This is a genomic window from Acidobacteriota bacterium, assembly GCA_016716905.1.
Classification (GTDB): Bacteria; Acidobacteriota; Vicinamibacteria; order Vicinamibacterales; family SCN-69-37; genus SYFT01.
The window spans coordinates 190357-212835 of the sequence record JADJUS010000014.1 but is presented as its reverse complement, the minus strand read 5'-3'; the positions used below and the strand labels follow the sequence as shown (position 1 = coordinate 212835).

The 22479-nt window shown below is 64.6% G+C and carries 22 protein-coding genes and 1 tRNA gene; 11 read left to right on the top strand and 12 right to left on the bottom strand.

All coding sequences use genetic code 11. The annotated features are described in order from the left end of the window. Positions 1-24 precede the first annotated feature (24 nt). Both IPL75_14890 and IPL75_14885 read left to right on the top strand, forming a co-directional pair. On the top strand, positions 25-264 hold the full coding sequence (locus IPL75_14890) for a hypothetical protein (GenBank protein MBK9241509.1): 240 nt from the start codon (positions 25-27) through the stop codon (positions 262-264). Next, positions 261-461, top strand: a complete 201-nt coding sequence (locus IPL75_14885) for a hypothetical protein (GenBank protein ID MBK9241508.1) — start codon at positions 261-263, stop codon at positions 459-461. The genes IPL75_14890 and IPL75_14885 overlap by 4 nt, the downstream gene beginning before the upstream one ends. 60 nt (positions 462-521) lie before the next feature. Here IPL75_14885 and IPL75_14880 read toward each other — a convergent pair whose 3' ends face one another. From IPL75_14880 to IPL75_14855, 6 genes are all read right to left on the bottom strand, one after another. Beyond that, a complete protein-coding gene (locus IPL75_14880; protein MBK9241507.1) occupies positions 522-662 on the bottom strand; it encodes a hypothetical protein in 141 nt (46 codons plus the stop codon). A 12-nt stretch (positions 663-674) separates the two neighbouring features. Beyond that, the gene (locus IPL75_14875) at positions 675-1316 is read right to left on the bottom strand and encodes a class I SAM-dependent methyltransferase (protein ID MBK9241506.1); all 642 of its coding nucleotides are present in this window, start codon (positions 1314-1316) and stop codon (positions 675-677) included. Between the two features lie 289 nt (positions 1317-1605). Beyond that, the gene (locus tag IPL75_14870; protein ID MBK9241505.1) at positions 1606-2514 is read right to left on the bottom strand and encodes a hypothetical protein; all 909 of its coding nucleotides are present in this window, start codon (positions 2512-2514) and stop codon (positions 1606-1608) included. After that, on the bottom strand, positions 2511-3275 hold the full coding sequence (locus tag IPL75_14865) for a YfhO family protein (protein MBK9241504.1): 765 nt from the start codon (positions 3273-3275) through the stop codon (positions 2511-2513). The genes IPL75_14870 and IPL75_14865 overlap by 4 nt, the downstream gene beginning before the upstream one ends. Further along, a complete protein-coding gene (locus IPL75_14860; GenBank protein ID MBK9241503.1) occupies positions 3256-4086 on the bottom strand; it encodes a hypothetical protein in 831 nt (276 codons plus the stop codon). Before IPL75_14860 ends, IPL75_14865 begins: the two co-directional genes overlap by 20 nt. A 193-nt stretch (positions 4087-4279) precedes the next feature. Further along, entirely contained in the window at positions 4280-6748 is a 2469-nt protein-coding gene (locus IPL75_14855) for an ABC transporter permease (protein ID MBK9241502.1), read from the bottom strand. 224 nt (positions 6749-6972) lie between these two features. Between IPL75_14855 and IPL75_14850 the strand changes: the two genes are divergently transcribed. After that, positions 6973-7773 carry a porin family protein gene (locus IPL75_14850; protein MBK9241501.1) on the top strand — a complete coding sequence of 267 codons (801 nt, stop codon included), beginning with the start codon at positions 6973-6975 and terminating at the stop codon, positions 7771-7773. A gap of 8 nt (positions 7774-7781) precedes the next feature. Here the strand turns inward: IPL75_14850 and IPL75_14845 are convergent, their stop codons facing one another. Continuing rightward, positions 7782-9944, bottom strand: coding sequence for a VWA domain-containing protein (locus IPL75_14845; protein MBK9241500.1), 2163 nt, complete (start codon positions 9942-9944; stop codon positions 7782-7784). A 289-nt stretch (positions 9945-10233) separates the two neighbouring features. Here IPL75_14845 and IPL75_14840 point away from each other — a divergent pair, with 289 nt between their 5' ends. Next, positions 10234-10677, top strand: coding sequence for a hypothetical protein (locus tag IPL75_14840; protein MBK9241499.1), 444 nt, complete (start codon positions 10234-10236; stop codon positions 10675-10677). A 39-nt stretch (positions 10678-10716) separates the two neighbouring features. On the opposite strand, the gene IPL75_14835 is transcribed toward IPL75_14840, so the two are convergent. Together IPL75_14835 and recA are read right to left on the bottom strand one after the other, a co-directional pair. Then, positions 10717-10792: transfer RNA gene (locus IPL75_14835), tRNA-Phe, on the bottom strand. 108 nt (positions 10793-10900) lie between these two features. Continuing rightward, the gene (gene recA, locus IPL75_14830; GenBank protein MBK9241498.1) at positions 10901-11965 is read right to left on the bottom strand and encodes a recombinase RecA; all 1065 of its coding nucleotides are present in this window, start codon (positions 11963-11965) and stop codon (positions 10901-10903) included. 387 nt (positions 11966-12352) lie between these two features. Here recA and IPL75_14825 point away from each other — a divergent pair, with 387 nt between their 5' ends. Both IPL75_14825 and IPL75_14820 read left to right on the top strand, forming a co-directional pair. Continuing rightward, positions 12353-12922: a metal-dependent hydrolase gene (locus IPL75_14825; protein ID MBK9241497.1), complete on the top strand. Its 570-nt coding sequence runs from the start codon at positions 12353-12355 to the stop codon at positions 12920-12922. A 248-nt stretch (positions 12923-13170) separates the two neighbouring features. Beyond that, positions 13171-15954, top strand: coding sequence for a protein kinase (locus tag IPL75_14820; GenBank protein ID MBK9241496.1), 2784 nt, complete (start codon positions 13171-13173; stop codon positions 15952-15954). A 3-nt stretch (positions 15955-15957) separates the two neighbouring features. On the opposite strand, the gene IPL75_14815 is transcribed toward IPL75_14820, so the two are convergent. The 3 genes from IPL75_14815 to IPL75_14805 all read right to left on the bottom strand — a co-directional run bounded on the left by IPL75_14815 (position 15958) and on the right by IPL75_14805 (position 18342). After that, positions 15958-16806 (bottom strand): 3-hydroxybutyryl-CoA dehydrogenase, encoded by an 849-nt coding sequence (locus IPL75_14815; GenBank protein ID MBK9241495.1) that lies wholly within the window; start codon positions 16804-16806, stop codon positions 15958-15960. Between the two features lie 70 nt (positions 16807-16876). Continuing rightward, the gene (locus tag IPL75_14810; protein MBK9241494.1) at positions 16877-18058 is read right to left on the bottom strand and encodes an acetyl-CoA C-acetyltransferase; all 1182 of its coding nucleotides are present in this window, start codon (positions 18056-18058) and stop codon (positions 16877-16879) included. Between the two features lie 5 nt (positions 18059-18063). After that, a complete protein-coding gene (locus tag IPL75_14805) occupies positions 18064-18342 on the bottom strand; it encodes a DUF721 domain-containing protein (protein ID MBK9241493.1) in 279 nt (92 codons plus the stop codon). Positions 18343-18368: 26 nt separating this feature from the next. Between IPL75_14805 and maf the strand changes: the two genes are divergently transcribed. The 5 genes from maf to IPL75_14780 all read left to right on the top strand — a co-directional run bounded on the left by maf (position 18369) and on the right by IPL75_14780 (position 22421). After that, on the top strand, positions 18369-18944 hold the full coding sequence (gene maf, locus IPL75_14800) for a septum formation inhibitor Maf (protein ID MBK9241492.1): 576 nt from the start codon (positions 18369-18371) through the stop codon (positions 18942-18944). A 178-nt stretch (positions 18945-19122) separates the two neighbouring features. Beyond that, complete coding sequence (locus IPL75_14795) at positions 19123-19377, top strand: cytochrome c maturation protein CcmE (GenBank protein MBK9241491.1); 255 nt, start codon at positions 19123-19125, stop codon at positions 19375-19377. Positions 19378-19422: 45 nt separating this feature from the next. After that, positions 19423-21609 carry a heme lyase CcmF/NrfE family subunit gene (locus tag IPL75_14790; GenBank protein ID MBK9241490.1) on the top strand — a complete coding sequence of 729 codons (2187 nt, stop codon included), beginning with the start codon at positions 19423-19425 and terminating at the stop codon, positions 21607-21609. Further along, positions 21599-21907 carry a cytochrome c-type biogenesis protein CcmH gene (locus IPL75_14785; GenBank protein MBK9241489.1) on the top strand — a complete coding sequence of 103 codons (309 nt, stop codon included), beginning with the start codon at positions 21599-21601 and terminating at the stop codon, positions 21905-21907. Before IPL75_14790 ends, IPL75_14785 begins: the two co-directional genes overlap by 11 nt. Beyond that, entirely contained in the window at positions 21885-22421 is a 537-nt protein-coding gene (locus IPL75_14780) for a hypothetical protein (protein ID MBK9241488.1), read from the top strand. Before IPL75_14785 ends, IPL75_14780 begins: the two co-directional genes overlap by 23 nt. Positions 22422-22479: the final 58 nt, after the last annotated feature.

The following is a 22479-nucleotide window of genomic DNA, read 5'->3' as shown; positions in this document are numbered from 1 at the left end:
GGATCACAATCAGGAGAACAACTGATGAAGATGATGAAACCTGCCGGTTGGGCGGGCGTGCCCGGCGTGTTTCTCGGCGTGACCGTCCATGGAGGCGTTCAAGACCGATCGGACGCGCCGGACGTGATGACCAAGACCATCACGGAGCAGCTCGACGACGAGATCCCTGGGCTGGACCATGGTCAGCGCCCCCGCGTGGCACTGCCGGGCCGGCCAGCGCTGATATTGACTCCGACAAATCACTGGACGTGGCAATGGTCGTGAACACCCCCGGAGGTGAGGCGCGCATCGTTGTGGTGTTGCCGCGCGTGGTCGGCGGGGCAGTGGTGCACGACCTGGGACCATTGGCCGCTGTGTCGGGCGCGACCACGTGGTGGTGGTGCCATTGGGCACCGCGGTCCGGGACCCGTGCGATGTTCGATGACTATCTCCGGACCGACGTTTGCAGCGGCGTCCTGTGAGAAGGCTCTGACGGCGTTTCCCCCGGCGGGCACGGGTTTTCGGCAGCGTCCCTGAGGTAGTCAGCGCGTCTTGGTCACCACCGTTGCCAGCAGATAACCGTGGCGGCGCACGGCGGGCACCCGCGCATCGAGCGTTGCACGAAGGCCACACCAGCGCGCCGGTGATCGCCGACAGCGGCCGGCACCACGAGTGGCAGGCAAGGTCCAGCATCCTCAGCCACCCGGGGATGAAGAGGATTGAGGTCTCGGCGACGACGGTGAAACCCGCGCGTTCGAGCATGGTCCGGAGCTTGCGCCGCGAATAGGATTTTTCGTAACCATAGGCATAAAGCCCCAGCCACTGCATGACCGTGGCCAGCGCCGGCCGCAGAAACGGGTCGTGGCGATTCGGCACACCGATGATGGCGCCCCACCCGGCTTGAGGACGCGGGCCATCTCCGCCACCGCGCGCTCGGTGGCATCGAAGTGTTCGATCGTGCCCATCGAATAGACCGCATCAAAACTATCGTCCTTGAAGGGAATATCCCGCACATCGCCGGCGACACCTTGCAGGGGCCGGGCGTTAGGCTGGCCTTCGAAGGCGGCGCGTGCCTGCCGGACGGTGGGTTCGGAGATGTCGATGCCGAAGGCGCGCGCACCCTGCTGGGCGGCCCACAAAAGAATGCGGGTGTTCTTGGCCTCATCCCACAAGTCGGTTTTGAGAATCGTCAGCCCCTCAAGCGCAGGGAAATGCTCGGTCAAGAGCCGTTCTTCATTTTGCGCGTAGTAGCGCGTGGACGCGGCGCCGCCGAGGTCGGGAAAACCCTTGCCAACTCCTTCCCAGAAGTTCTGGTATTTGCGTGCTCGGGTGGTCATGGCTGTTCACTCCTGACGGTCCAACTCCGGTGCTCAGCGCAAACGAGAGCGCACGCGTGTCGCCGTTGGTCACAAGGCCGGTCGTCATCGTTGGGCCCTGAGTGGCGTGAAAGGCCACTTGGTGGCTGCCGGAAGGGATGGTCAGCGGACCGATGTCGTAAATGCGCCGAGCGGGCTCCACCTGAAACGAGTACCGGCCGTCCATCGACGCGCACTTCAAAGGGGCGCTCATGGTGAAACGCCGATAGCTCAAGACTCAGCGTGGCAACAATCGGCCCCGCGCTCCTGTTCACCACTGTCCGGGCGGCCTGGCGCCCATCCATCGCCGGGAGCGATCACCGTCACGCTCACGCGGGAAGAACCCGGTCATTTCGGCTGTGTCAATCGCGGGCACTGCAGCTGGGACCTTGAGCACCAGGCCGTCCTTCAGCCTGGCAGCCACCGCAGTGCCTTCAGGGGCCCGTCCCGAACCGAACGCGGCCGCGTCGTCCGAACCGCGCCGGATCAGGAGATGCGTGAAGCCCTCCGCGGCCAGTTTGTGAGCCACGTGGGATTCTCCGCAGTCACTGAACGGTCCACCGAGGAGCCTGACCCGATGTCCCGTCAGCCAAGGCACCGACGCCGAGGGCAACGAGTAGGGCACGCAGTCGAGCACCTGCATGGGGCCGGGCTGGTCCATCACCCAGCGATGCGCCGTCGTCGGCATCACGTCGCGCCAAAGAGCAGACGGCCTCACCGCGTACTCCGCCGCCCCGAGGGCCAGCAGCAGCGCACACAGCGCCCTGCGCCTGCCCATTTGGAGGAGACGAGCACCGTGACGCCAAGGCCGGCCAGCAGCGCCACCATCAGTTGCACGACGCTGCCGAATCGCGCGTATGCGCGGAACATCGGCGCCAGTTCGCATAAACCACGCGGATGGTCGAAGCATGGGAAACCCGCCATCACTCTGCTCGGGCGACAGCGAGCACAGCAGCGCGGTGAACGCGACGACGACGAGGACCGGGACCCAGCGCGTGGATTCGATGCGCCGACCCCTGATCAGCCACCAGGCGATGGCGACAAGTCCAAGCGCAACGAAGCCCCATCCCAGGCTGACCTGTTGCTCAAGGAGTCCCTCGCGAACGCCGGCTGCGTGCCAGAAGCGAAAGACGGATTGCGTGAGCAACGGGTGTTCGATGGGAGGGACAAGATAGCTCACCCACTTCGCGCTGTAGTGAGAGAGGTCGGCCTTCGGAAGGCAAAGGCGCTACGATTCGTCACGACCTCGCCGGCTGTGAAGGACACATACGCCAGGCCCGCTGCGGCGATGGCGGTCAGCGTTCCGGCGGTTATAGCCAGTCGACGCAGCGGTTGCGGGTGGGTGCGCAGGCCAACAAGCCAGTATGCGAGCAGGGCCACCGGTGTGATCACGGCGGCAATGAAACCCGAGTAGAAATTTGAGAGCGTCACGGTTGCCGTTGCTGCGGCGAGCCAGGCGATGGCCCACGGTGTGGGTCGATCCACGCACCGCCACAACGCCAGTAGGTAGAAGGGCAGCCACTGCGTTTGTGCGATGTGCGGATGGTAGGCCGCCTGCGCCAGATGGAAGGGGGAGAAGGCGAAGACCACCGCCGCGACGGCAGCGCCCGCTGGTGCGAGGCAGAGATGGCGCGCCAGCAGGTACGCAAAGGCCGCCGAGAGTGGGAAGGTGAGGAGGACGAGCCAGTTGTAGGCGGCAACCGGGCCCGCGACTCGAGCGATCAATGCACCTGGAATATCAGTGAGGGGCTGGGCGTAGATGCCATTACCGAGCGGACGCTCGAACTGTGCCATCACGGTGAATGGATCGTGATGCCGGCCGACAATCTCCATGCCGAAGATGCGGTCGGACGGCGCGCGCAGCACCGGCCAGGCCATGACCACGGTGATAACCGTGGCGACAGCGACGATGATTGCAACTTCAGCGACGCGTCTGGACACTGGCGACCACCGCGGCCATCACCAACACCGGACCGGCCACGGCCCAGGCGCGGATTGCCGGCACCCACGTCACCAGGTCTGGTGGCGCGGCCATGACGTGCAGAGCGAAGAGACCGGCGGCGTGGGACACTGCGAGCACCACGAGTCCTCCGAGCGGCCGCCGCCAGTGGACTGTCGTCAGTGCCGCCACCCACAGGGCCAGGTAGAGTCCGATCTGAAAGCCCGGCAGGAACATCAGGGCGCCTTGCGGGCCTTCACTGAGCGCTGCCGATGGGAACGCCACAAGCCGAGTGTAGACCGGCGCCAGCATCAGCACAAAAAGCGTACCGGCCATGATGCCGGCCGCGGCGTATCGGAAGGCGCCGTCGCGCTTGTGGCGCCAATGTGCGGCCACTCCCACGACCACGGCGCCAAGGAGCAACTGATAAAACGCGTGCACCAGGAACTCCGGCGACGCAATGATGGTGGCGGGCACGGCCACGACGAGCAGCCGCAGGATGCCCAGCAGGATAAACAGTGGAATCGCGGCCAGCAGGCCAAGGGTGAGCCGGCGCCAGCTCGGAGCATACGCACACACGGCCGCGATGTAGACAGGGATGAGCGGCGTGGAAATGCACTCGTGTGTGACGAGAAACCCACCGCGGAGCGTCCACAGAACATTCGCTGCGGCGTGAGCGGTGGCGCCCGACGCGCTCAGAATCAGTGCCGCTGATTGGGCGATGAAGCCAGTCAGTGCCGCGGTCGCATCGCTGCTTGTGTAGAGCGGCGAGACGGCCGCAAAGGTCAACAGGAACAGGCCGGTGAGAAGCACAAATGTGCGCGTGGGGTGCGCGACGGCTGTGGGGCTGATCGGCCTGGGATATGTGCGGCTCCGCCGGAACGGGACCCTCCGACAAGCGTAGGCGGTTTCGACATTCATGTAGCCGGACCTGAAGGTCCGGTCTCCATCCGGAAGGAGGCCTGGTCTTCAGATCCGGCTACACGCGTGTCGTTTCTCGCGGGCGTCAGTCTGCCCGCAAGGCGTCGATTGGATTGACCCGCGCCGCACGCCACGCAGGCGCGAGACAGGCGGCCGTGGCAATGAGCGTGAATGCGCATCCGCCGGCAAGCACGAGCGCGGGGGCCCCTGGTGTGACGCCGTACAACAGCGATCGCAATGCTTCGGAGAAGGCCACACTCGCCAGGAGTCCGACGAGCAATCCAGCCAACGGCCAGGCCAAGCCGCCGGAGAGGGTGAGCCTCATGATGCGACCTGTGGTGGCGCCATGCGCCATTCGGATTGCCATTTCGCGCGTCCGTTGGGACACAGAGTGGGACACTACCGCCCAGATGCCGCTGGCCGCAAGCAGCAGACCAAGGGCGGCCAGGGCACCCGTTCCGAGCGCCGCGCGCCGCGACACGCTCGACGATGACGCGATCAGATCATCAAGCGGGCGAACGTGGAGCAGCGGCCACTCCGGCGCCACGCGGCCGACCGATGCCGTGATGGCCTGCGCGAGAGCCATCGGATCGCCGGCCACCTTCACGAAATACACTCGCCACCCGTACGTGAACTGACGGTACGGGGTGTAGAAGCTGGCGGTCGTGCGCTCGCCAAGGAGCGGCGCGTACTTGACGTCGCCCACGACGCCGATGATTTCGCCGGCCGAGTCAGGACTGGTCAGCGTGCTACCACCGAACCACACACGCTGGCCGATCGCGTCGCCGTCAGGAAAATACTGGCGTGCGGCACTCTCGCTGATGACGACCACCGCAGGCGCCCCCTGACGGTCGGCGTAGGTAAACGACCGTCCCTGACGTAGCGGGACGCCCAGAGTTGAGAAGTGCTCGGGGCCTACGTAGTGCCGCAGCACCATCGGCGGGCCGGCGACGGGATCGGTCGGCTGGCCAACGATGTGAAGTGTCGTGTTCGCGCTGCCGACCAGCGGCGCACCGCCGTCGACGCTGGCCGACACGACTCCCGGGACGGTCCGCACCGATTCGAGTACTCGGTCAACGAACGCGGCCGCGGCGGCTGGCGGCACCGCGCGTTCAGAAGGCTGTACCTCAAAGGTCAGCACGTGCGAGTCATCGACGCCGACCGAAGTGGCCTGCATCCGGCGATAACTCTCGAGCAGTTGAGCGGCGGCAATGACGAGCACAACGGCCAGCGCGGCCTCAACGCCGAGGATGACGGCCGGCGTGCCGGGCCGCCGGAGCGAGAGGCCAGAGCTCACCGAGCCACGCGATCCCGCACGCAAGTCTCCAAGTGTCGTGCGTCGTGCCGCCCAGATGGCCGGCAGCGCGATGGACAGGGCGAGCGCCAGCGCCGTGGCAAGTCCCCACCACGCCACGAAACGGCCGTCGAACACGACGGCACTGAACGTACCAATGACATTGCGCCCCAGGCCGCCGAGCGGATCGAACGCGTCCATCGTCCTCATCCACGCGCCCAGTGTCGCCAGCGCGATCAGGGCGCCGGAGACGACGGGCGGGGTCCAATCGCGAGCGAGGATCAGCCAGAGCCCGGCGGGTGATGCACCCATGGCCAGATTGACCGCGGCTTCCCGTCGCCGCGAGATTGAACGGCTCATATGCAAGGCGGCGAGATTGGCCATCGCCAGCAGAAAGAGCATCACGCTTCCCGCCAGCACCAGTCGGGCGGCTCGACGGCCTTCTGGTCGCGCCCGCACCTCGCTCAGCGGCACGGCGGCTCCGCCGATCGTGACCGCACCGCTCACGTCGTCGGACGGGAATGCGCGGTAGGCGTCGGCCGCCAGGAGCGCCACTTCCCGCGACGCGGCGTCGGTCGTGACTCCGGCCTTGCGGCGGGCAAGCAACGTGATGAAGTCCTGGTTGGTAGTCAGGAATTCCGGGTAGGTCAGCTGGGGAGCCACCGATATCGGCAGCCAGACTTCTGCGGTTCCGGTGATTCCCTGAAAGCCTTCAGGCATGATGCCGATGACCGTCAACTCGTGCCCGTTGAGTTGCAGGGTGCTGCCGATAGTGAGCGGGTCGGCGCCGAGTTGCCGGCGTGCGCGGAATGTGTCACTGACGACGACGGTGGCGTCGGACTCAGTGGCTGCACGTCCTGTGCGATAGAAGTGCCGTCCGGCAGCCGGTTGAGCCCCGAGCAATTCGAAATAGCCAGCGGAGACGAATTCCCCGTTGATCACGGTGGGAGGAATCTGACCCGTCAGCGTGAACGCGGCCGGGCGCCACGGCCCTGCGAGATCAACGGTGGTGGCGCGCTCACTGACAAACTGTGCTCGAGCGTACGACCAGTTCACCTGCGGCCGCACCTGGCGAAGGCTCTCGTGCCGCGAGTAGAGCACGACCGCGCTTGACGGGTCCAGGAAGGGGAGAGGGCGCCAGTGCAGCGCGTCGAACACCGCGACGCCAAGCGTTCCCAGGGCGATGCCAATGGCCGTCATGCTCATCACGGCGACACTGACGCCGGGATTGCGGAGAGCGCGGCGAAGGAGTGATCGCATGTTGGTATCTTGGGCCGGCCGCGATAGCCGGGCAAGGGCCTCACCGCCCCGCGCGCATGCCGTCGGTGATGATGCCAAGTCTCGCCGTAGCGTACCGGGCCGTCGCCGCGGACGAAGAGCGTCTTGTCGCGGAGGGCCGCAAAAATCTCTCTGAATCTGGCCCGGCGTCGCTGGCGTCCACCCGACCGGCGGTGTTAGCCTCAGAGGACAGCAAGGGAGGCCGTATGTTCCGATTCTGTGCGCGGCTCGGCGTCGTCGTATCGGTGTGCTCGATCTTCTTCCCGGCGGCTGAGGCCCAGGCCCAGGCCCCAGCCTTGAATCGCGCTCCGTCGTCTACATGGACAGGTGTGTACCTTGGAGCAAGCGGCGGCCAGGGTCGCGGCACACCAGCCAGCAGGATCGAATGGAACGACACAGCGCTTGCTGATGGACCGCACCCGCCGGCCGTGCCCGCAGATTACGCGAAGCGGGTTGACGGAATGTTCGGCGGTGGCCAGCTTGGATGGAATTCCCAACGGGGCCGCGTGGTCAGTGGCGTCGAGGCTGATCTTTCGTTTGCGCAAATTGAAGGCGACATCTCGATCCGCGCGCCCCTGTCCCCTCCGTTCATCACCGGGTACGGCTACGAGGAACGCCTGGAACTGAAGCGGGTGGGCACGGCACGGGGCCGGCTTGGAATCACGCCGGCGAGCCGGTGGCTGCTCTTCGTGACAGGTGGGCTGGCGTACGGCGAGGCGCAGGCGGACACGAACCTCCGGTTCTTTTCACTGAATGGAGTGCAGTCGGTGCAGTATCCAGGTTCCGCTACCGAGTCACGCATGGGCTGGACGATTGGCGGCGGAACCGAGGTCGCCCTGGGCGCGGCCTGGAGTGCGAAGGCTGATTACCTCCACGTTGACCTCGGTACCATGAACGTACGCGGCATTCGAGATCCCGCGTTTCCGGCGATCTTCACAGTGAGCGAACAGGCCGTGAAGGGGGCTCTGTTCCGGTTTGGGCTCAATTACAGGTTTGGCGCGCGATGAATCGCCTCTCAGCGGCGCGCTGAGACTTCGAACGATATCGGGGCGATCCCCTCGGCCTTGCCGCCGTTGACCACTTCTACGCCCAGCGAGTAGTGGCCGGGCGCCAGTCCAGTCAGCGGCAGGTCGATTACCGTTCCGTGGACGCTCGTCCCGAGGGCGTTGCCAGACTTCGCCAGGGTGGCCGGGCTGTTGAATACGACGGTTCCATCCGGGCGGCGGACCGTCACGATCACCGCGGCCGGCGGCCCCTGCTTCGGCAGGGGGCCACGGAACGGCACGTAGACAGCTAACCGCTGATCGGCACTGAAACGTCGAGATGCCGTTGGCACCGCGGTGAGCAGGGACTTCATCACGGGATACTCGCCGGCGGTGGGCACGCTGTCACCGTAGACACCGACGACAATGCCTGCGGGAGCCATGGAATCGCGCGAGGACGTCAAGTCGAGGTCAAGCACGGCCGAACCTGCAGTGCCCCCGCTGGACTCGATCGCCCCCACGCGTATCTGGTAACTCTGGTTCGGGAGAGGGATCTCCAGGACATAGCGCAGTCCGCCAGACACTGCGGCGCGCTCGGTCTTTGGAAGGCGGAGGGTGCCGGTTGATGCCCTTCCGGCGCGAATCTTCCCGTCCGAATCCACGGCGACGAATCCCACTTCGATGTCGTTCCTGATGAAGTCGCCGTCCTCCGTGAAACGGAAATCAGCCGACTGCAGTTCGACCACAACAGCCACCACCTGATCCTGACCGCGGTGTCCGATCGGCGTGCCGGCGATGTGAATCCCGAGGCCGGGGATGGGCAGCGCGCTTACGAGCAACGTCTGCATCCAGGGACTGGCGCCCTTGAGATTCAGCGTGACCGGCGGCGCGCTCGCTGATGGGGGCTCTGGGCCTGCTGGAAAGTAGCCCGGCCTCGCAGACACCGACACGCCAGGGCGGCTCACCCGAACGGAAATCTTCCGATAGCGTTCATTGGTGACCGGATTCTTCGGAGAGTATCCAAGCACGTAGTACGTGCTGTTCGCATCGACAATGCGATTGAAGCCGCGATCGAAATCGGTGGAATTGACCACCGCGAAGCCGCCTGTCTGGTCTGCGAAGTTCCGCAACGTTCCCTGGCTGCGATGCACCTCCTGCTGAAAGTCCCTCGTTGGCGGAGGAGTCGCGCTGTTGGTGCCGCGACCCGAAGGCCCCGCAGGCGGTCCGGCAGCCCGCATCATGTTGTCTTCGCCGATACTCGTTCCGCGCGGGTCAACCGTGTAAAGGGAAACATTGTTCTTCCGGGCCGAGTCGTACATGGCGCGTTGCGACAGCAAAAGCTCCGCGGCGTAGCTTGACGCGAGGGTTGATGCGCTCTGTGGGGCACCGCCATTGGCGGCAGTGGCGCCAATCATGTCGGTCATGTCGAGTTCGATGCCTTCCGAAAACAGAATAATCGACCGTCGTCGACCCAGGACCGCACCAAAGCTGCTGCAGATCGTGCGAATGCTGTCGAACAAGGTGCGCGCATCGGCGGCCTTGGTCGCGGTCTCGTAGTCCCTGGGAGGACCGTCATCGGCGGCACGCATCACCGTTTCGATCTTGTTCAGCGCTGCAGAGCGACTCTTGCTTCCCACAAACATCTCGACGGCTCTGATCAACCGGGCCTTGTCGCTGGTGAATGATTGATTCCCTGGCCCTCCGACTGTCACCACGGCGACCGCATCGCCCGCTTCAACGTAGGTATTGATGAACTTCTTCGCCTGTTGCTTGACGCTGCCCGTGCGCAGGGGATCGACATGTTGAGCATCAAGGACGATCACATAGGACCGTCCGCTGCCATTCTGATTGCCAGCGGGAGCGGTCTCAACGACTGGCGCTGCCGCCGACGCTGCCGACGGCGCTGGCGTCTGAGCGGCGCTTACCGAATGGCGGGGCAGTTCGACGAGTGAGAAGTGGGTGATGTCCTGGCGAACGCCGTCCTCCTCAAGCGCGAAATCTTCGCGCGTCAGGCCGCTGATGGGCCGGCCGTTCCTGTCCGAGACGTACGCGACGACCTCAACCAGCGTGACTCCAGAGCTGGACGCGAATCGCTGATCTTGCTGAAGGGGACCCGCTGCCGATGTTGCCAGGACGCGGAGCGCCCACAGCGCTGCCAGGGACGCGCTCAGGCCAACGGCCTTCGACACTCGCATCACAACCTCCTCTGTCGCGTGAATGGGTCCAAGTGTCTCACAACGCAGATCGGCCGGGGGGGAGGGGAAGCCTCCGCGGGAAATCCGTCGCTGGATGCGGAAAAGGCAGCAGGCTCGCCCGTCGAGCCGCGTCTATCCGGAGACACTGTCGATCATCTTATCGGCGCATCTCTTGCATCTGACCGGCCCGGAGGGTCTTATGCGACCACGAGCTGCCGGTGTCCTCTTGGTTGGAGCACTTCTCGTTTTCTCGTCCTCGCCTGTCCTGGCAGAGACCGGAAGCGTTCGGGTGATTGTCAACATCGACGGGTTGAGTGATCTCCTTCTTTCCGGCAACACCGCCCAGTGGCACCACCTGCAGTACAGCCCACCACAGGAAACACTCCTCAACGGCGCCTCCTGGGTGCCGACGGGGCTGTCGGGCTTCTGCAACTGCCTGTCGGACGTGTTCGGAGGTGTCACGCCGGCGATCCCTCAAACGGCGACGAACTTCGGGGTGACCTGGAGCGGACGCGGTACCGTCACACTGGAGCAACTGCCCTCGGCGTTGAACAGTTACCGGCTTCGGGTGCGCTTCGATGATCTGGCCCCTGGAGGCGCGGACCTGTACAACGCACTCATCACCTTTGAGTATCCGGCGCCGGTCCCGGTGATGGGCGGGCAGAGCCTGGCTCTTCTCATGGTGCTGCTTCTCGGGCTTGGGGTCGTCGCGCTGCGCAGGCCCGCCGCCTGACGCTACCAAGTCATGGGTGTTTCGCTGGTGTCTTAAAGATGGTGCCGAGGGGCAGAATTGAACTGCCGACACTACGATTTTCAGTCGTATGCTCTACCAACTGAGCTACCTCGGCCCGAGGACGCGTCAGGAACCTGAAAACTTTATCACAGCCACGCAAAAAGAACGGCTGGACCACGCACCGTTGTGCGCGATCCAGCCGCGGAATTACGTCCGGTCTGGCCTATTTGCCGGCGTCGGCTACGGCCACGGGATTAAGCGCCAGGCCCATTTCCACGCGCAACTTCGCTTCGATCGCGTCGGTCGTGACGGGGTTTGCCTTGAGGAACGCCTTGGCGTTTTCACGGCCCTGACCCAGGCGCTCGCCGCCGTAGGAGAACCAGGTGCCCGACTTCTCGACGATGTTGCGTTCGACGGCTTTGTCGAGCAGGTCGCCTTCACGCGAGATGCCCTCGCCGTACATCACGTCGAACTCGGCCTCGCGGAAGGGCGGCGCCACTTTGTTCTTGACCACCTTCACGCGTGTGCGGCCGCCGATCACGGCATCGCCGTCCTTGATGGCACCGATGCGGCGAATGTCCACGCGCACTGACGAGTAGAACTTCAACGCGCGGCCGCCCGTGGTGGTCTCGGGACTGCCGAACATGACGCCGATCTTCTCGCGCAACTGGTTGATGAAGATGAGCGAGACCTTCGACTTCGAGACGGCGCCGGTGAGCTTGCGCAGGGCCTGCGACATCAGGCGGGCCTGCAGGCCGATCTGCGCATCGCCCATCTCACCCTCGATTTCGGCCCGGGGCACGAGGGCGGCAACCGAGTCCACCACCACCACGTCCACGCCGTTTGACCGGATGAGCACCTCGGTGATCTCCAGGGCCTGCTCACCGTTGTCGGGCTGAGAGACCAGCAGGTTTTCGAGGTCTACACCGAGTTTCTGGGCGTATTTCGCGTCCAGGGCATGTTCGGCATCGATGAATGCCGCCACGCCACCCAGCTTCTGCGCCTGTGCAATGGTGTGCAAGGCCAGCGACGTCTTACCCGACGACTCCGGTCCGAAGATCTCGATGACACGGCCGCGGGGGAAGCCACCCACCCCCAGCGCCCAATCGAGACTGATCGAGCCTGTCGGAATCACCGGAATGGGCGCAATCGAGTCTTTTCCGCCCAACCGCATGATCGAGCCCTTGCCGAACTGCTTCTCAATCTGGCCCACCGCCAGCTCCACGGCCTTGGTGCGCTCACGATCCCCCGACCGGTCTTCTTTTTCTGTGCGATCTGCTACTGCCATAGGTTTAGTCATCCTCCCCGCGGGGCCGCCGCCAATCGACGCGACCACGGCTGGGCCGTAGGACATTCTAGAAGTGTGCCAGGGGTGAGTCAAGCGAAAATTCGACAATGTGTGCCTCTATCCTTAATTCTAACAACCAGTTATGGGACCTCGGACTTTCGCCTCTATGGCGCGGGCTTGCATATTTTGCCACCTTGAGTCCGTCCGACTGTTGGAGATTCTTACAGGCAGCCGTGACAGGTCGGGTCATGGGGGCTGCGCTGAAAATGGCGAAATGTCACAAATGTCCGAAATGGCGAAGTGTGCGCAGTGTGGGAATGGGCGAATGGGGGAATGCCGGAACGGAAATGGCTGAATGGGGGAATGTCCGGGGTATCGTGAACTTCGATGCCTTCACCGCTTGGTCATGGAATGGCGGCGCTGGCCGTGGGGTGGGGCGTCTCGGGTGCGCCGGCGGACCGGCGTTCGCTACTGCGGCAAACCGCCATCCTCGTTGCCATCGGCATTGCCCCCGACCTGGACCTGCTCATCGGCCGCCACAGCATGGAGACCCACAGCGTTGGAGCGGCTGTGATCGTGGCGACGTTTGCGGCCTGGCAGCGCTGGCCCGTCGCCTCGTCACGGCTCATGATCTGGCTCGCGGTGGCACTGGCCTGGATGTCGCACCCGTTGCTGGACGCGCTCGGCAGTGACACCTCTGTGCCGATCGGCATCATGGCCTTCTGGCCGCTGTCGGACGCCCACGTGCAAACGGGTTGGGAAGTGTTCGGGCCGATATCCCGTCGCTACTGGCGCGACGATTTCCTGGCGATCAACCTGCGGTCAGTTTCTACGGAGGTCCTCATCCTCGGACCTATCCTGCTCGCGACACGCTGGATCACAGGGAGTCGCCGAGAACAGAACCACGCAGGATCACAGGAGTCCGCAGAGACACGGAGTTCCAGGAGAGGGCTTTAGGGCGTGGCCGTCGGGGTATAGTTGGCCCGCCACATGCCACTCGTTGCCGGGGCCAGACTCGGAACCTATGAAATCGTCGCCAAACTGGGTGAAGGCGGCCCGCCTACGCTGGCGGCGGCCTGCGGCCGCCAGCTGCGGCGAGGTCTCGTCCGCCTCCGCCGCGAAGCGGCTACTGCGAGACCTCGTCGTAGCTCGGTGGAGATCGCGACCGAGCGAAGACGGGCCGTAGCCCAGGCGAGGATCTGGCTGTGATTGGGAAATCGATCGGGCAATACCAGATCCTCGCCGAGCTGGGCAGAGGCGGAATGGGCGAGGTCTACCGGGCCCGCGACACCAAGCTCAACCGCGACGTCGCCCTGAAGATCCTGCCCGACGTCTTCGCCGGCGATCCCGACCGGTTGGCCCGCTTCACGCGCGAGGCCGAAACACTGGCCGCACTCAATCATCCGAATATCGCGCACGTGTACGACGCCGGCAAGCCCGACGGGGCGTCGGCCCATGCCTACCTTGTGATGGAACTGGTCGAAGGGGAAGACCTGTCGGCGCACATCGCGCGCGGGCCGATGGCGTTGTCAGACGCTCTGCCGATCGCGCGTCAAATCGCCGAGGCGCTCGAAGCCGCCCACGAGAGCGCCATCGTCCATCGCGACCTCAAGCCCGCGAACGTGAAGGTGCGCGAGGACGGCACGGTCAAGGTGCTGGATTTTGGTCTCGCCAAAGCGTTGGACTCCGGGACCTCGGGACCCCAGGACTCCAACAACTCGCCGACGCTGACCAACCGTGCGACGCAGATGGGCATGATCATCGGCACTGCCGCATACATGGCGCCCGAGCAGGCGCGTGGGCGCGCCGTCGATCGCCGCGCGGACGTGTGGGCGTTCGGCGTCGTGCTCTACGAGATGCTCAGCGGTCGCCGCGCGTTCGAGGGTGATGACATTTCCATCACGCTCGCGAGTGTGCTCAAGGAAGACGTGAGTTGGAGCGCGCTGCCTGCGGACCTGCCGATTCCGATCCGGCGCCTCTTGCGGCGCTGCCTCGAAAAGGACCCGAAGAAGCGGCTGAGTTCCATTGGTGATGCGCGGCTCGAACTGGGCGAGGCCGCTGCGCCGTCCGATCGCGATGGCGTGCTGACGCCCGTCGCGATCGCTGCAGCGCCGCCTGTCGTGATCCCCGTGTGGCGACGCGCACTGCCCTGGGGAGTGGCAGCGGCGGGCATCATCGCCGCGGTGACGACGCTCGTGATGTGGGCGCCGTGGCGGTCGTCGCCCGCTCCGGCGCTTCGCAAGTTCCTCGTGAAGACCGGCGCGGACGCGTCGCTGCGAACAGACCTTGGCGCCGGCGCGATCCTGTCGCCTGATGGGACGACGCTGGTGTTTGTGGCAGGGCCGTCCGGTGCCGGGCGATTGTTTGTCAGGAAGCTGAGTGAGTTGCAGGCCATCCCGATGACCGGCACGGAGGGCGCGGCCAGCCCGTTCTTCTCACCGGATGGCGAGTCGATTGCGTTCTTCGCGGGTGGAAAGCTGAAGAAGGTGGCCGTGTCCGGTGGGGCCGCGATTCCACTCTGCGATGTCGCGCAGGCACGCGGAGGTACGTGGACTGACCGGGACGAGATCATCTTCACGCCCACTGGATCCAACAACGTGGCGTTGTTACGAGTGTCCGCGTCCGGGGGGAAGCCCGAGGCGTTCGGGGTCCTCAGTGAGGGGGCCACGACCCAGCGCTGGCCCCACGCGCTGCCCGGCGACAAGGGAATCCTGTTCAGTGAGAGCGGGACCGTGTCTGGATGGGATTCGGGGAATCTCGTGGTGGCGCCGATCGGGGGTGGCACGGGCAAGGTTGTTGTGAGAGGCGGTTACTACGGGCGGTTCGTACCGAGCGGACGCGTGGCGCCGAATCGCGCGGACCGCGCCGATGGGCACTTGCTGTATATGCAGCAAGGCTCACTCTTCGCGGTGCGCTTCAATCTGGACCGTCTCGAGACCGTGGGAGAGGCCAGGCCGGCACTCGAGGGTGTCACCGCCAACATATCTACGGGCGGTGCCCAGATCGGATTTTCGGCAGACGGGACGCTGGTCTACGTTCCGGGCACCGCCGGCAGCATCAACAACCCGATCGATTGGATGACGCGCGACGGCAAGGTGTCGGTGCTGCGATCTCGGGAGGCCGATTGGAGTCAACCGCGCTTTTCCCCGGACGGCCTGAGATTGGCGCTGAGCGTGTTTGACGGCAAGCAGCGTGATGTCTGGGTGTACGACTGGGCGCGCGACGCCATGCAGCAATTGACCCAGGACCCTGGCAACGACGGCAATCCTGTCTGGACGCCGGACAACCAGCGCATCGTGTTTCAGGCAGACCGCGAGAAGGCCAGCAGACCGAATCTGTTTTGGGCCAACGCCGACGGCACCGGTGAGATCACCCGGTTGACCGAGAGCCCGAACAGTCAACAGGCATGGTCGGTCCATCCCGGCGGCAGGTTCATCGCGTTCCAGGAGACCACCGCCAGCAACGCGATTGATTTGATGATTCTTCCCCTCGAGGGAGACCCCACTCGGGGACTCACTGCAGGCAAGGCGACGGTGTTTCTCAGTACGCCTGTGAGCGAGATGCAGCCGATCTTCTCCCCTGACGGCCGCTGGATCGCGTATTTCTCCGCTGAGTCAGGCCAGAATGAGGTGCACGTGCGATCGTTTCCTGGCCCCGGCGGCCACTGGCGAGTCACGACCGACGGCGGTGGGTTTCCGCGCTGGTCGAAGACATCGAACGAACTGTTCTACCTGCACCAGAGCCAGGGCAAGGTCATGGTTGTCCCCTATACGGTCGTCGGCGACTCGTTCCGTGCCGACAAGCCGCAGATCTGGTCGCCCACCAATTACGTGCAACTGGGCATCCAGGGGTCGTACGATGTACATCCCGACGGCAAGCGGTTGGCGCTCGTTGCCGCGAACGATCAGGCCGGTGCCATCCAGGACCAGATCGTCGTCATCTCCGATTTCTTCGACTACCTGTGGAGCATTGCGCCGGGCAGGAAGTAAGGCTCAGGCGTAGACGTAGAAGCCGCGGCCCGACTTCTTTCCCAGTTGCCCGGCAGCCACCATGCGGCGGAGCAGGGGACACGGCCGGTACTTCGGATCGCCCAAGCCACTGTGCAGCACCTCCATGATGGCCAGGCACACGTCCAGGCCGATGAAGTCGGCCAGCGTGAGCGGTCCCATGGGGTGATTCATGCCGAGCTTCATCACTGAGTCGATCGCCTCGGGTGTGCCCACGCCCTCCATTACGGCGAAGATGGCCTCGTTGATCATCGGCATCAGGATGCGGTTGGCGATGAAGCCGGGGTAGTCGGCTGCCTCGACCGGGGTCTTGCCCAGCGTCCGGCAGAGATCTGAAGCTGTCTGCATCGCCTCGGGCGACGTGGCCTGGCCCCGGATGAGTTCGACCAGCGTCATCAGCGGCACGGGATTCATGAAGTGCATGCCGAGGACAAGTGATGGCCGCGTCGTCGCCGCGCCGATCGTGGTGATCGAGATGGACGACGTGTTGGAGGTGAGGATGACGTCGGGCCGGGTGATGGTGTCGAGCGCGCCGAAGATGCTGCGCTTGACGTCGAGACGCTCGACGACCGCTTCGACGACATAGTCCACATCGCCGAACGCATCGAGCGAAGGGGCCGCCGAGAGACGGCCGAGCGCCGCGTCGCGATTCTCGGCGGTCATCTTGCCCTTCTCCACGAACTTCGCCAGGCTCTTGTCGATGGTCTTGAGCGCGCGGTCAATCGCCGGCGCCGCCGCGTCGTGCAATTTGACCGTGAAACCCGACTGCGCAAAAACCTGCGCGATGCCATTCCCCATTGTGCCCGCGCCAATCACGCCCACTACTTTGATCATTGCTGTTCCTAAAGAAAGCAGGCCGAAGGCCCACCGAGAACTCTGGACCCTGGACTCTGGACCCTGGACCTCAGAGCATTTCCACCGCAAGCGCCACGCCATTGCCGCCGCCGAGACAAAGCGTCGCCACGCCGCGTTTCTTGCCGTGGCGCTTGAGCGCGTAGAGCAGCGTCGTGAGCACGCGCGCGCCACTCGCGCCGATCGCGTGTCCCAGCGCCACCGCGCCGCCGTGGACGTTGACCTTCAGCGGGTCGATGCCGAGTTCACGGATGACCGCCACGCCCTGCACCGAAAACGCTTCGTTCAACTCGAACAGGTCCACGTCGGCCAGCGACCACCCGGTCTTCAGCATCAGCTTCCTCACGGCATCGACAGGAGTCATGAGCACCATCTTTGGTTCCAGGCCCGAGGTGGCCTGGCCGACGATGCGTGCGATGGGTGTGAGGTTGAGGTGCGCGGCCACATCGGCAGCCATGACCACAAGCGCTGCAGCTGCGTCATTCACACCCGGCGCGTTGCCGGCCGTGACCGTGCCATCCTTCTTGAAGGCCGGCTTGAGGCGGCCGAGTGACTCGAGGGACGTATCTTCGCGAATGGGCTCGTCGGCATTCACAATGATCGGCTCGCCTTTGCGCTGCGGAATCGAGATAGGAAGCATCTCGTCTGTGAACGCGCCTTCCTTTGTCGCCTTGGCGGCCTTGCGATGGCTGTCCACCGCGTAGGCGTCCTGTTCCTCGCGGCTGACCTTGTAGGTTTCCGAGACCAGTTCCCCCGTCATCCCCATATGCACATCGTCGAACGCGTCCCAGAGGCCGTCGTGGACCATGGAGTCCACCACCTTGCTGTCGCCCATGCGCAGGCCTTCGCGGACCTTGAAGAGGAGGTGCGGGCAATTGCTCATGGACTCCATGCCGCCGGCGACGGCAATGTCGATGTCGCCGGTTGCGATGCCTTGCGAGGCGAGCATCACGGCTTTGAGCCCCGAACCGCAGACCTTGTTGATCGTGAGCGCGCCCACGGTAATTGGGAGCCCGCCGCGCAGAGCAGCCTGACGTGCAGGCGCCTGGCCCACACCGGCGCTCACCACGTTGCCCATGAGGCATTCGTCCACGCTCGCGGGATCGATACCGGCACGGGCGACGGCTTCGCGCACGGCAAGGGCGCCCAGGTCCGGCGCGCGGAAATCTTTGAGCACGCCCAGGAACTTGCCCGTGGGTGTACGAACGGCGCTGACGATGACTGATTCACGCATGACGCTTACTCCGTAATGATGATGCGGCGAATGGCCGTGGGGCCCAGCAGGTGGGTGAGTCGCTCGGCCACCATCGGCCGTGCGCGTTCAAGTTCGGTACGCCACACGGCATCACGTGCGCGAATGCGCAGCGTGCCATCGGTGGTCCATGTTGGTGTGCTGGCGCGCGAGAGCGCGGGGCCGGCGGCGATGGACCATGCGAAGGCGACCTTGCCGGGTGAGAGTGGCTGGGCGTCGAGCAGTGGCCCCAGGACACGAGCGGCCGTCAGCTGCAGCGATTCCATCCAACCTCGAAGTGTATCATCCGGTCATGAGTTTGGTGCTCGCGTCCGCGTCCGCACGACGACGCGAACTGCTCGCCGCAGCGGGGTTCGCGTTCGACGTGATCGCGGCCGACATCGACGAGCAGATTCGCGCCGGGGAGGCGCCGGAGGACTACGCGCGGCGCATGGCCATTGAGAAAGCTGGCGCGGTTCGTGCAAGGTCTGGGGCGCGAACGGTGGTCGCGGCCGACACCATCGTGGTGATCGATGGGGATGTGCTGGGAAAGCCATGCGACGATGCCGAAGCGGTGCGCATGCTTACACGGCTGTCTGGGGAGAGGCATGAAGTATTTACCGCGGTGGCGGTGTGGTGGCCTGACGCCGCCGCACCGATGGTGGCGATTGAGCGCACCAGCGTGTGGATGCGCGTGATTGCCCCCGACGAAATTGCCGCGGCGGTGGCGTCGGGGGAGCCCCGTGACAAGGCCGGCGCGTATGCGATTCAGGGATTCGCGTCGCGCTGGGTGACCCGGCTCGAGGGCGCGTACGACACTGTGGTGGGGTTGCCTGTATCAACCGTTGATCGAATGTTGCGCCACCGGGTGTCCGGGGCGTATCCTTGAGGGTGAGGCGAGGGCTGAAGATGTCAAAAAAGACGGTCCGTGTCAGCGTGTCGGCGGTGGTGATCCTGTCGGCTTTGGCGTGGTTGATGATTTCCACGATTTCCGAAGGCGCCGAATACTACTTGAAGGTTGATGAAGTGATGGCCAGCCCCAGGAATGGCAGGGCAAGCGCCTGCAGGTGCACGGCCATGTGCAGGGCGACCCCCTGGTCAAGTCATCCACACTTGAGTACCGCTTCAAGATTCACTCGAACGGGCAGGTCATGGACGCGGTCTACACGGGAGTGGTCCCCGACACGTTCAAGGCCGACGCCGAGGTCGTGGTGAAAGGACGCCTGGGACCGAACAACGTCATTCACGTAGAGCCGAAGGGCATCATGGCGAAGTGCCCATCGAAGTACGAAGCCGGGCCCACCGCTCCAACCGTTCGCTAGCTGCGGCGGCCGTCTGGCCGTTGGCGTTCACAAGAATCACTCACTATGGCTTCACTTGGCTACTTCCTTATCCTCGCGGCCTTTGTGGTCGCCAGCGCTGCGTTTGCCACGGGGGTGGCCGGCGGCCGCCGTGGCCGCTCGTCGCTGGTCCACGGCTCGGTCGGACTCTTCCACGTCCTGACAGGGCTGATGCTGGTGGCGTCGGCCATCATCGTGCACGCGTTCGTCACCGAGGACTACAGCATCAAGTATGTCCAGCGGTACTCGGACGCGGCGCAACCCCTGTTCTATAAATTGACGTCGTACTGGGGTGGCCTCGACGGGTCGCTGATGTTCTGGGTGACGTTGCTGGCCGTGTTCGGAAGCGCGGCCGTGCACATCAACCGCGACCGGCATCGTCTGCTCGTGCCCTGGGTGGTGGCCGTCATCTCTGTTGTGCAGATGTTCTTCCTCTTCCTGATGGTGGTGCACAACAATCCGTTCGAGACGCACCTGCTGGCGTCGCCGGCCGAAGGCCGGGGCCTGAACCCGCTGCTCCAGAATTTCTACATGGTCATTCATCCGCCCCTGCTGTATCTGGGGTTTGTCGGCATGACCATTCCGTTCGCGTTTTGCCTGGCCGCGCTCATCAGCGGGCAGCTCGACGACTCGTGGCTCCGCGCGGTGAGGCGCTGGACGATGACGTCGTGGTTGTTCCTGACCGTTGGTCTCGCGCTGGGCGGCCTGTGGGCGTACGAAGAACTCGGGTGGGGCGGCTACTGGGGCTGGGACCCGGTTGAGAACGCCGGCTTGTTGCCGTGGTTCACGGCGACCGCGTTCCTCCATTCGGTGATGGTGCAGGAACGGCGTGGCATGTTGAAGGTCTGGAACGTGTCGCTCGTCATCATGACGTTCTTCCTGACCATCTTCGGCACGTTCATGACGCGGTCCGGCATTGTGCAGTCCGTGCATGCGTTTGGCGAAGACCGCCAGCTGGCCTGGATGTTCACCGTTTTCATGGTGGCGATCCTGACCATCAGTTTTGGTCTCGTGATTTGGCGCATGCCGATGCTCAGGGCCCGCAACGAGCTGGACTCGTGGGCCTCGCGGGAAGCGGCCTTCCTGGCCAACAACTGGATTCTGCTGTTCTCGGCGTTCTTCGTGTTGTTCGCCACGATGTTCCCGACGATCAGCGAGGCTCTGCGTGGCGAGCGGTTGACCGTTGGCCCGCCGTTCTTCGACAAGTGGATGCTGCCGATTGGTCTGATGCTGCTGGTGCTGACCGGCATCGGACCGCTGCTGGCCTGGCGCAAGACGGCAGTCTCGAGCATGCGGTATCAGTTGATGTGGCCGCTGACGTCCGCCGTGGTGACCGGCGTGACCATGACGGCGCTCGGCGTCCAGTTCTGGGCCGCAGGATTGTGCTTCTCGCTCTGCGCACTCGTGGCAGGCACGATTATTCAGGAGTTCTGGCGCGGTTCGGGTGTGCGCCAGCGGGCCACAGGCACGGATCGCTTCACGGCGCTCATTGGCCTGTTCGCGCGTTCACGCCGGCGCTACGCCGGTTACATCGTGCACCTCGGCATCGTGCTCATCTTCCTGGGTTTCGGTGGCAATGGCTTCAAGCTTGAAGAGCAGGTGGTGCTCACGCCTGGCCAGGAAGTGACAGTCGGGCCGTACGTCGTCAAGTACTCGGCACTGAAGGTGACTGACGACGGGCAGAAGCAGATGATTACGGCGCACGCCACAGTCTTACGCGATGGGGAGTCCATCGGTGGGATGTACCCGGCGCGCTGGTACTTCCGGAACAAGGAAGAAGAGCCGACGACGGAAGTGGCGATTCGCCGCGGTTTTGCCGACGACCTCTACCTCGTGCTGGCGCAGTTTGAGGTGGGCACTCAGCAAGCCACCATTGAAGTGACGGTGAATCCCCTCATCAACTGGATGTGGTTCGGCTTCGGCATCATGGCGGTGGGCACGATCCTGTCGCTGCTCCCCGAACGGGCCATGGCCTTCGCCACGGTCACAGTGCCGCAAGGCGCGGTGACCACATCGATGCTCGCCCTGATGCTGGTGGGCGGGCTTGGTGCGCCGGCGCACGCGCAACACGTGGACAATCCACAGGTGGTGTTGCTGGTGCCACGGTCGCCTGTCGAGAAGAAGCTCCGGGATGAAATTGTCTGCATGTGCGGCACGTGCGGTCGCAAACGCGTGGCGGAGTGCGTGCGGCACAGCGGATGCGATGCGCACTGAAATTGCCTCGCTGGTGGCGGCAGGCAAATCCTACGATGATGTCGTCGACTATTACGTGTCGAAGTACGGCAGCCAGGAAGTGCTGGCCGCGCCGATCGACAAGGGTTTTAATCGGCTGGCCTGGTTCCTGCCGTACGCCGTGGGGATGATCGGCGTCATGGTGGTGGGAGGGGTGGCGGTCAAGTGGGCGCGCCGGCCCCAGGACACCGACCCTGCGGTGGTGACCACCCCCGCCGACGACGCCGACGCAAAGATCCGTCAGGAGAGGCTCAACGATGAGCTCCGAGACCTCGACTGATCAGTCGGCTCCGTTCACGGCCGGCCACTTCTACGTGCTCTTGTCGATGATCTCCGCGACGGTTGCGGTGGTCGTCTCGCGGCATACCCACCCGGTCGCGCTGCTGCTGATTAGCGCAGCGGCGCTTGCCACCGGCTACACCGCCTATGCCCTGCACAAGGCGCTGCTCGGCCTCTGGTCGGGGGGCGGCGATGAGGAGCCGCTGGGCATACGGCAGCGCGAGCTCCTCCAGCAGGAAAAGACGCTGGTGCTGCGCGCCATCAAGGACCTCGACTTCGACTACGGCATGAAGAAGGTCAGCGAGGCCGACTATACCGACATGCTGGAACGGCTCAGGGCGCGAGCGCTGCTGCTGATGCAGCAGTTGGATCGGGTCCCGGCCACGCCGGTCGCGGCGCCCAGCAAAGTGCGGCGGGCGGCGCCCACGCCGTGTGGCCGCTGCGGGACACGAAATGAGCCGGACGCCAAGTTCTGCAAGCAGTGCGGCGATCGACTGGGGAGCGTGAACGCGTGAGTCTCGTTGGACAAAAACGGAACGTAGCGCGGCCTGGGTCTCAAGGCCGCGGCCTGTA

Bases quoted from the DNA above. Each gene is read 5' to 3' on its own strand.
- IPL75_14890 (MBK9241509.1), top strand. From the start codon at position 25: ATGAAGATGATGAAACCTGCCGGTTGGGCGGGCGTGCCCGGCGTGTTT.
- IPL75_14875 (MBK9241506.1), bottom strand. From the start codon at position 1,316: ATGACCACCCGAGCACGCAAATACCAGAACTTCTGGGAAGGAGTTGGC.
- IPL75_14855 (MBK9241502.1), bottom strand. From the start codon at position 6,748: ATGCGATCACTCCTTCGCCGCGCTCTCCGCAATCCCGGCGTCAGTGTC.
- IPL75_14850 (MBK9241501.1), top strand. From the start codon at position 6,973: ATGTTCCGATTCTGTGCGCGGCTCGGCGTCGTCGTATCGGTGTGCTCG.
- IPL75_14845 (MBK9241500.1), bottom strand. From the start codon at position 9,944: ATGCGAGTGTCGAAGGCCGTTGGCCTGAGCGCGTCCCTGGCAGCGCTG.
- recA (MBK9241498.1), bottom strand. From the start codon at position 11,965: ATGGCAGTAGCAGATCGCACAGAAAAAGAAGACCGGTCGGGGGATCGT.
- IPL75_14825 (MBK9241497.1), top strand. From the start codon at position 12,353: ATGCCTTCACCGCTTGGTCATGGAATGGCGGCGCTGGCCGTGGGGTGG.
- IPL75_14815 (MBK9241495.1), bottom strand. From the start codon at position 16,806: ATGATCAAAGTAGTGGGCGTGATTGGCGCGGGCACAATGGGGAATGGC.
- IPL75_14810 (MBK9241494.1), bottom strand. From the start codon at position 18,058: ATGCGTGAATCAGTCATCGTCAGCGCCGTTCGTACACCCACGGGCAAG.
- IPL75_14805 (MBK9241493.1), bottom strand. From the start codon at position 18,342: ATGGAATCGCTGCAGCTGACGGCCGCTCGTGTCCTGGGGCCACTGCTC.
- maf (MBK9241492.1), top strand. From the start codon at position 18,369: ATGAGTTTGGTGCTCGCGTCCGCGTCCGCACGACGACGCGAACTGCTC.
- IPL75_14790 (MBK9241490.1), top strand. From the start codon at position 19,423: ATGGCTTCACTTGGCTACTTCCTTATCCTCGCGGCCTTTGTGGTCGCC.
- IPL75_14785 (MBK9241489.1), top strand. From the start codon at position 21,599: ATGCGCACTGAAATTGCCTCGCTGGTGGCGGCAGGCAAATCCTACGAT.
- IPL75_14780 (MBK9241488.1), top strand. From the start codon at position 21,885: ATGAGCTCCGAGACCTCGACTGATCAGTCGGCTCCGTTCACGGCCGGC.